Genomic DNA, 1524 nt, shown 5'->3' on the forward strand with positions numbered 1-1524 from the left:
GCGATCTCCGGGTCGGTGAAGACGTTCGAGGAGACCGTCTTCAGGTTCAGCGGGGCCACCGTGTCACCGAGGCCGCGCCCTGAAGGACGCGGCCCTGTGGAACGGGGTGTTGAGGAGTTCAGGCGTTGGCTTCCGCCTCGCGCTTGAGGAGTTCGACGTACTGCGCGATGTACTCCGGCGGCACGAGTCGGCGACGGCCGATGCGGACGGTCTGAAGTCGTCCGAGGCGTATCTCCTCGTAGACCATCGAGCGTCCGATGCGGAGAGCCTTGGCCGCTTCCTCGGGTCGGTAGAGGAGCTGTTCGGCTGGTGCGGCAACGGTGCTCATGCGGCGGTGCCTCCTCGGCAGGGTTCCGGGGGCTGTGGCCCCCTTCCTGTCAGGTCCGCTACTTCCGCTACCTCCGCTACCGCCCTGGTCAAAGGCATGATCCAGGTAGCGGATGGAGACAGCGGTAGCGGATGGAGCCGCTACCGGCCCCGGAATCGTGGCCGGGACGGGTAGCGGGTGGGGCGACGCGGTAGCGGATGCGGAGTGCCGATCCGCTACCGCTTCTAGGGCTCTGACCTGCCCGGTAGCGCCGGTAGCGGAAGTAGCGGACTTTCCGCGGGGGGCGGGCAGTAGCGCTGCCACGCGTCGTGCAGATCGGTCGCGTAGTAGCCCTTCATGACGCTCCCGCCGGTCTTGATGTTGCGGGCCGCGATCGGGGTGTTGTCCGCGGTCATGTACTCCCGCAGCATCCTCGACAGCCCGCGCGCGTCGAGCGGCTTGCCGCTCATGTCCGCCCACGGCGCCTCTTCGAGGCTGTGCAGCCTGTCGAGGATGGCGACGGTGGGCAGACGGTCGATGCCGTTGAACACGTAGTCGCGGAGGTCCGTGAGCAGACGGATTCCGATGCTGCCCTTGTCGCTGGTCTTGGCTGCGTTCACCAGCTCGATGCAGGCGGCGCGAGCCCGCGCCGGCCATGTGCCGCCGGCGGCGTCCGCGATGGCGAGCAGGGGTTCCCACACGTCCGCTGGCCGGTCGGTGATGCCCTCCGGGAGCTCCGGGAACACCCCGTCGACCTGTTCGCGGACGGACTGGGCCCAGGTGGAAAGCCGCTCGCGCAGCGCGTGCCCTTCCTTCTCGTGGATGCGCTGCCGGAACGGCTCCACCTGCTCGTTCGGGGCGCGGCGCCGCATGCGGACGATGACCGAGCGCGTAAGGATCGTGTCCGGCAGCGAGCCGAGCCCGGCGACCGCGACGGCGCAGAACGACGGGAACTCCTGTACCTGCTGGTTGGAGCCGTCGCCCACGCAGCGCCACATGACGCCGGAGCGGCGGTGGCCGGCGTTCAGGAAGCCTCGGAGCTGTTCGTTCTCTCCGGCCTTGGGACCGAAGACGGTGTCGATCTCGTCGAACAGGATCGTGGGCCTTCCCTCCATTCCCGACACCGCGCGGAAGAGCGCGGAGGCGGAGGCGTTGACCGCCACCCGGTAGCGCACACCGCGGCCGGCCGCCTGCTCCTCGGCGTCGTTCTCCGCGGC

Annotated in this window: 2 protein-coding genes; both read right to left on the reverse strand. The window is 69.2% G+C overall.

From position 1 onward, the window contains the following. Positions 1–118 precede the first annotated feature (118 nt). Positions 119–328, reverse strand: a complete 210-nt coding sequence (locus ACWDNY_RS31395) for a helix-turn-helix domain-containing protein (protein WP_030648457.1) — start codon at positions 326–328, stop codon at positions 119–121. Positions 329–552: 224 nt separating this feature from the next. After that, positions 553–1524, reverse strand: a 972-nt coding sequence (locus ACWDNY_RS31400) for a DUF3631 domain-containing protein (RefSeq protein ID WP_451649204.1), incomplete at its 5' end; no start/stop codon positions are given.

The organism is Streptomyces sp. NPDC003697 (assembly GCF_053587115.1).